The organism is Shewanella sp. 10N.286.52.E4 (assembly GCF_041468785.1).
Taxonomy (GTDB): Bacteria; Pseudomonadota; Gammaproteobacteria; order Enterobacterales; family Shewanellaceae; genus Shewanella; species Shewanella electrodiphila.
Map to the genome: position 1 here is coordinate 26,563 of NZ_JBFRJJ010000033.1, position 6,753 is coordinate 33,315.

Here is a 6,753-nt window from a genome sequence, read left to right on the forward strand (position 1 = left end):
AAGGCTTCTCATTAGAAGCCTTTATGTTGTGATATTTACGCTAAGGTAATGACTAAACCAAGGCTGAATAAGAAACTAAATATCATAGTTAATTTGGCGGTTCGACCTAAGATTGGGTTAAGGGCTTCACCACTGGTATTACTGAATTCACCGCTAAGTTGACGGGCGTACACTAATGCTAGTCCTGCAAGCAATACTGGGATTCCAGGCAAGTAACCCATCAAGAAACCACCAATAATGATCCCGAATGGTAAATACACTAATGCTTGGTAAAGCACGCGAGCTTGAGCCTGACCTATACGAACGGCAAGAGTATTTTTACCGGCCTTAGTGTCAGTTTGAATATCTCGGGTGTTATTTACTAGCATAATCGCTGCGTTAAACATGCCGATGGCACTACCTAACAGCCAAGCACTGATGCTAGTGTCGCCAGCTTGAATGTAGTAACTTCCCACGACCGCGACCAGCCCAAAGAATACAAATGCAGCCACTTCACCTAATCCATGAGAGGCGAGAGGGTAAGGGCCGCCGCTATAACAAACTGCCCCCAATAACGCAGCTACAGCCAAAACTGCGATCGGCCAACCACCATGTACTATCAATGCAGAACCCACGATGAATGCGAGTACGAGACATAAAATCATGGCATTACGCACGCTATTAGGTGAAATCATACCGCTTTGGGTTACACGGACTGGACCCACACGCTCGTCGGTATCAATACCGTTTTTAAAGTCGAAATAATCATTGGCTAAGTTAACGGCTATTTGTAATAAAATAGCGCACAGCATTGAGATACAAGCAATTGTAAAGCTGAACTGCTCTAAGTGTAGGGCTAAAATATTACCAATTAATAAAGGACCTATTGCAGCAGGTAGTGTGCGAGGTCTGATAGCTAAAATCCAAGATTGCATATATTTAGGGCTTAAGGGTGTCGAGTTAAATTAGGATAGCCTAATAGCATAGCAATTTTTTGGAATTAAGTAAGCGGCTATGATCGCGCTATGAAGTAAAAACTTGTTGTTATTTTTGCTTAATTTTATCAAATTTTGTTTATATATGAGTAAATTCTAGAATATTTTTACTAATGATGTGTGGTTCTAAGGTAACCTAAGGATATTGAGTTTGGCAGAGCCGCTAGGATAATTATGAGCCAAGTATTAAATGATTTACTTTCATTGCTCTCATTAGAGCAAATAGAACTAGGCCTGTTTCGTGGTCAAAGCCAAGATTTAGGCTTTGGGCATGTATTTGGCGGTCAAGTAATGGGGCAAGCATTAAGTGCTGCAAAACAAACGGTAAGTGAAGATAGACAAGTACACTCTTTGCATTCTTACTTTTTGCGCGCTGGCGATGAAAAGCTACCGATTGTTTATGATGTTGAAAACATGCGTGATGGTGGCAGTTTCAGTGCAAGACGGGTTAAAGCCATTCAAAAAGGGCGTCCAATTTTTTACATGACTTGTTCTTTTCAAGCACCAGAAGAAGGTTACGACCACCAAGCGGAGATGCCTGTTGTTGCTGGGCCTGAAGGGTTATTGAATCAGCAAGAGCTGGCTCTCACTATGCGCGACAAAGTACCAGCAAAAATACTTGAAAAGTTTATGGCTGATTCACCGATTGAGATGCGTTTAGTCAATCCTATTCATCCTATCGCACCCGACTCAACAGAGCCGAAGCGCTATGTGTGGATGAGAGCGAATGGTAACATTCCGAGCGATCATAGTGTGCAAGAGTATCTGTTAGCTTACGCTTCTGATTTCAACTTCTTAGTGACAGCGGCGCAGCCACATGGCGTATCATTTCTAACACCAGGTGTAAGAATGGCAACCATAGATCATGCAATGTGGTTTCACCGTCCATTTAATTTTTCCGATTGGTTGCTTTATAGTGTTGAAAGTACCAATGCTAGTGGTGGTCGTGGTTTTGTTAAAGGACAGTTTTTTGATCAACAAGGGCGTTTGGTTGCATCTGCTACCCAAGAAGGCCTACTAAGAATGACAAAAGGGTAAAAAGTATGAAATATGGTTTCAAAGCGCTGCTTTTAGGATGCATGACATTGATGCTGACAGCATGTGTCACTGTTACGCCTGATGAGCCAGTAATCATTAATGGTTATGCAGGCTACTTAGAGAAAATTACGCTGCCACAGAACTGTAAAATTAATATCGCGATTATTGGTTTGAATACGCCAGGTTTGATTATTTCACAAAAAACCTTTGATATTGCCCGCGCACCAGTACCGTTTAAGTTTACTTTACCAGCTGACAGTATTGATAAAGATATTGAATATGGCGTGGTTGCGATGATCATGTATCAAGATAGACCGATTTTTCAAACTTACGAAAAATTCCCAGTGATTAATAATGATAAGTTCACCACCGAAGTTATTATGAAAAAAGTTGAGCGTTAGTTTCGTTCCAGCTCTTAGCTAAACCTCAAAAATGTAGAGTACGTCTTAATGTTTATTCTTTGGAATTAAGACGTAACTCACATCTTCCAAAGTCGTGAATTGCATAAGTTGTATATCACGCAATAATCAAATTTCATTTCTTTTTATTCGAGGCTTAAGTTGTGCCTGAATTGCGTGCGGTAAATGAAGTTGATCAATCAAGATCTGAGCTTCGCCTTATCTGGGCTTTGTGTTTAGCCTCTATTGTTGTTTATATCAATTTATATGCTGTGCAAGGCATGTTGCCATCCATTGCTGAGCATTTTGATGTTACAGGCGCCAATGCGACGTTAATTCTTTCTGTGACGAGCTTCTCTCTTGCCTTTTCTTTATTAATTTATGCCGTGATCTCAGATCGTATTGGCCGTTTGGCGCCGATAATGGTCAGCTTATGGTTGTTAGTCGCGTCTAATATTTTACTTATTTACGCAAAAGATTTTGATGCTTTGCTAATGGTGAGGTTATTACAAGGGGTTTTGTTAGCCGCAGTACCTGCTATTGCGATGGCATATTTTAAAGATCAATTACCAGCGAGCTTTTTATTAAAGGCTGCTGCTATTTATATTATGGCTAATAGCTTAGGTGGTATTGGTGGCAGATTAATGGGGGGCTTACTGTCGCAATATTGCACATGGGAGCAAGCAATGGCGGTCAATTTCGCCGTGACTTTAGTGGGTATTTCCATTGTGACCTATCTGCTTCCAAGAAGAGAACTAAAGCCAGAAAAAACACAAACCTCAATCGGTGTGCTTGCGAAAATCAAGCAAGATGTGGGTGGTTTTATATACCACTTAACCGATAATCAAATGCGTTTAGTTTATGCCATTGGCGGGCTGGCATTTATGATGATGGTAAACCAGTTTAGCTTTATCCAGCTGCACTTAATGGATGACCCTTATCGCTTTAGTCGTTTTGCTGCCACGTTGATTTTTCTTTGTTATTTGAGTGGTACATTAACGTCTTACTTTTCTGCTAAGTGGGTAGTAAAGTTTGGTGCACTTCGTTTATTTAAAGGTGCATTACTCGTCATGCTGGTAGGGACGTTATTAACCTTAATAGATACCTTACCTGCGATTATAATTGGTTTTTTACTGACAGCCAGTGGGTTTTTCTTAACTCATAGTTGTTGTAATTCATTTGTAGCTATCAGAGCGTCTACTCATCGAGCAAAAGCAACCTCGCTCTACCTTTGTAGTTATTATCTTGGTGCGGCGCTTGGAGGGCCTTATTTGATGCTATTTTGGCACCAGTTAGAATGGCAAGGTGTTGTTATCGGATCTTGTGGGCTTATTTCATTACTTTGTGTCGCAATTATGCGCCTAACTTATCATCAATCAAAGGCTGATGACTTAGCAGCACGAAGCTAAGGGAGATTAAAAAGTTTATATGAGAGGCCAATAGGCCTCTTTTTTTGTGCCTGCTTTTTATCGCATGTGAACCAAACAGTTTTATAAGTGATTTTTAACCAAAGAGTTTGTTTCGTGTTTATGCTCTCTCATTTTTATCTAAGTGGATTAAAGCTTTAACTGCACTCATGAACTGCACTAAAGGTGCACTTTTAACTTTATCCTTAATTCCACGTGCTACTTCTAGAATGGGCTACAAATGAGCCTAACTCGGAACCTTAGATGGACATGAAAATCAATGAACTACTCTTACAGTCATTTATCTTGAGGCTGAAGATTAAATATTATCAGTGACATGCAGCAAGTTGAATTTCATCTTGGGTTGAAACTTAGACTTGTATAGCAAGAAAGGATAATTAGGAGGTGGTTGGGTATTAAGCCACAACAACATTAGCATTTAGCTAGCTTTAACCTATTTGGAAACTGCTTTGTTAGTCGTTGTCAGCTAAATTTTAGACATAAAAAAACCACAATTAAGTGGCTTTAATAACTCTTAAAAAAGAGAGTGGTATCCCCTAGGGGATTCGAACCCCTGTTACCGCCGTGAAAGGGCGGTGTCCTAGGCCTCTAGACGAAGGGGACCCGGACTTACGTTTAGACTCCGTAAGGGAGTGAATAACTCATTAAGTTCTGTAGGCTAAAACTTAACGCTTTGATTTTAGTAAAATTGGTGGAGCTACACGGGATCGAACCGTGGACCTCTTCGCTGCCAGCGAAGCGCTCTCCCAGCTGAGCTATAGCCCCTCAACTTTACTTAACACATTTGGACAAGCCGAAATAAATTATGACGCTGTGTCTCAACTGCGAGGCGCATTCTATGCAGCCTGCCCAAAAGTGTCAACTCGTTTTTTAAGAATTTATTCTATCTGCTACAAATTCAATCGCTTTGGAGATTCTTTGTTCACAACGAGCCTTTCCAACTAAAAACAAGGTTAAATCTACAGCAGGTGACATGCCAGCGCCTGTAACCGCGACACGTAGTGGCATTCCGACTTTACCCATACCCACTTCTAGTTCTGCTGCTGTATCTTCAATTGCTTGGTGAATTGCTTCAACTGTCCACTCAGGAAGGGCAGAAATTTTTTGTTGTATAAGTTTCAGTGGTTCCATTGCAACACCACGTAAATGCTTTTTAGCTGCATTTTCATCAAACGCTTCGAAATCTTCATAGAAGTAGCGGCTAGATGCAGCTAAATCTTTCAGCGTTTTCGCTCTTTCTGCTAAAGCTGTAACAACTTCAGCAAGTGCAGGTCCGTTTGCTGTATCAATTTTCTGGTCATCCATATGCCATTGAAGATGTGATGCAACATATTCTGGTGCAAGTTCTTTAATGTAATGTTGGTTTAACCAATTAAGTTTTTCTGTATTAAAGGCTGAAGCTGCCTTATTGATATCGTCTAGTTTAAATAACGAGATCATTTCTTCCATTGAGAAAACTTCTTGGTCGCCATGAGACCAACCTAAACGAACCAGGTAGTTTAGTAGCGCTTCAGGTAAATAACCGTCATCACGGTATTGCATAACACCAACCGCGCCATGACGTTTTGACAGTTTCGCACCATCATCACCTAAAATCATCGATACGTGAGCATATTCAGGTACTGGTGCACCCAAAGCTTTAAGGATGTTAATTTGACGAGGAGTGTTATTGATATGGTCTTCACCACGAACAACACAAGTAATGCCCATATCCCAATCATCAACAACAACACAGAAGTTATAAGTTGGCGTGCCTTCTGTACGAGCAATGATTAAGTCATCTAAGGTATCGTTAGCAAATTCGATACGGCCACGTACGTGATCGTTAAATACGACACTCCCTTCTGTTGGATTCTTGAAACGAATCACAAACGGTTCATCAGTATCACGAGGAGCAAGATCGCGGCAATGGCCATCATACTTTTGTGATTCACCATTTTCAGCTTGCTCTTCACGCATCTTCTCAATACGTTCACGTGAACAGTAACACTTATAAGCAGTACCTTCTTCAAGCATTTGAGCAATGATTTCGTTGTATCGATCGAAACGTTTAGTTTGGTAATAAGGACCTTCGTCCCAAGTCAAACCTAACCATTCCATTCCTTCAAGAATTGCGGCGCAAGCTTCAGGAGTCGAACGTTCAATATCAGTATCTTCTACACGTAAAACAAACTCACCTTGGTTTGCGCGGGCATAAAGCCAAGAATAAAGTGCTGTACGAGCACCACCTACATGTAAAAAGCCTGTTGGGCTAGGAGCAAAACGCGTCTTAGTTGTCATAATGGGACACTGACCTATTTCAAAAACGTCTATATAAAGACAGATATAATAAAGTGGCCGATATTCTATACCCAAACCACCTTATTATGCGAGTTTCACTATTGATAATTTAAACTACATCAATAAGCAGCATCATAATCAGCTCTGTGAGCGAAAAACTATAGCTAAAGAGCGCACTGATTGCTCAACTTTGTCGTCGAAGCTTTTATTGAAGTGAAACTGAGAAGTCTCAAAACAAGGCATATTTAGCTGGATACGAGCTTTACTCCATAATTACAATATTCAATTCTTCTCTAGTTGCATCACTATTGAGACAAATGACGTTATAAAGCGCCTAACAATTCAACAAGCCGCACGTTTTTAGCGCGGCTGAGCTTTTTTCGTGAAAAAGTCGTTGACAGTATTTCGTTGCTCCCTATAATACGGCCCCACACAGCGAGGTCGATTAGCTCAGCTGGGAGAGCACCTCCCTTACAAGGAGGGGGTCACTGGTTCGAGCCCAGTATCGACCACCATTCTTTTTAGAAAGAATTAAATCATTGTGTAAATCCCAGGTCGATTAGCTCAGCTGGGAGAGCACCTCCCTTACAAGGAGGGGGTCACTGGTTCGAGCCCAGTATCGACCACCATTCTTTT

General features: G+C 41.0%; 5 protein-coding genes and 4 tRNA genes. 5 read left to right on the plus strand and 4 right to left on the minus strand.

Annotation, left to right across the window (positions count from 1 at the left end; genetic code table 11):
• Window positions 1-35: 35 nt before the first annotated feature.
• A complete protein-coding gene (locus tag AB4153_RS17740) occupies window positions 36-914 on the minus strand; it encodes a 1,4-dihydroxy-2-naphthoate polyprenyltransferase (RefSeq protein WP_371998278.1) in 879 nt (292 codons plus the stop codon).
• A gap of 234 nt (window positions 915-1,148) precedes the next feature.
• Between AB4153_RS17740 and tesB the strand changes: the two genes are divergently transcribed.
• From tesB to AB4153_RS17755, 3 genes are all read left to right on the plus strand, one after another.
• Complete coding sequence (gene tesB, locus AB4153_RS17745; RefSeq protein ID WP_102529624.1) at window positions 1,149-2,012, plus strand: acyl-CoA thioesterase II; 864 nt, start codon at window positions 1,149-1,151, stop codon at window positions 2,010-2,012.
• A gap of 5 nt (window positions 2,013-2,017) precedes the next feature.
• On the plus strand, window positions 2,018-2,413 hold the full coding sequence (locus tag AB4153_RS17750; protein ID WP_371998279.1) for a YbaY family lipoprotein: 396 nt from the start codon (window positions 2,018-2,020) through the stop codon (window positions 2,411-2,413).
• A 170-nt stretch (window positions 2,414-2,583) separates the two neighbouring features.
• Window positions 2,584-3,819, plus strand: coding sequence for an MFS transporter (locus tag AB4153_RS17755; protein WP_371998280.1), 1,236 nt, complete (start codon window positions 2,584-2,586; stop codon window positions 3,817-3,819).
• Window positions 3,820-4,364: 545 nt separating this feature from the next.
• Here AB4153_RS17755 and AB4153_RS17760 read toward each other — a convergent pair.
• The 3 genes from AB4153_RS17760 to gltX form a co-directional block, all read right to left on the minus strand.
• Window positions 4,365-4,440, minus strand: a tRNA-Glu gene (locus AB4153_RS17760).
• Window positions 4,441-4,526: 86 nt separating this feature from the next.
• A tRNA-Ala gene (locus AB4153_RS17765) sits at window positions 4,527-4,602 on the minus strand.
• A 105-nt stretch (window positions 4,603-4,707) separates the two neighbouring features.
• Complete coding sequence (gltX, locus tag AB4153_RS17770; RefSeq protein ID WP_229372117.1) at window positions 4,708-6,117, minus strand: glutamate--tRNA ligase; 1,410 nt, start codon at window positions 6,115-6,117, stop codon at window positions 4,708-4,710.
• A gap of 439 nt (window positions 6,118-6,556) precedes the next feature.
• Here gltX and AB4153_RS17775 point away from each other — a divergent pair.
• Window positions 6,557-6,632 (plus strand) — tRNA-Val (locus AB4153_RS17775).
• A gap of 38 nt (window positions 6,633-6,670) precedes the next feature.
• Window positions 6,671-6,746, plus strand: a tRNA-Val gene (locus tag AB4153_RS17780).
• Window positions 6,747-6,753 lie beyond the last annotated feature (7 nt).

What these genes read in the sequence shown, in the direction of transcription:
- AB4153_RS17740 (WP_371998278.1), bottom strand. Translation starts at nt 914, where the DNA reads ATGCAATCTTGGATTTTAGCTATCAGACCTCGCACACTACCTGCTGCA.
- tesB (WP_102529624.1), top strand. Translation starts at nt 1,149, where the DNA reads ATGAGCCAAGTATTAAATGATTTACTTTCATTGCTCTCATTAGAGCAA.
- AB4153_RS17750 (WP_371998279.1), top strand. Translation starts at nt 2,018, where the DNA reads ATGAAATATGGTTTCAAAGCGCTGCTTTTAGGATGCATGACATTGATG.
- gltX (WP_229372117.1), bottom strand. Translation starts at nt 6,117, where the DNA reads ATGACAACTAAGACGCGTTTTGCTCCTAGCCCAACAGGCTTTTTACAT.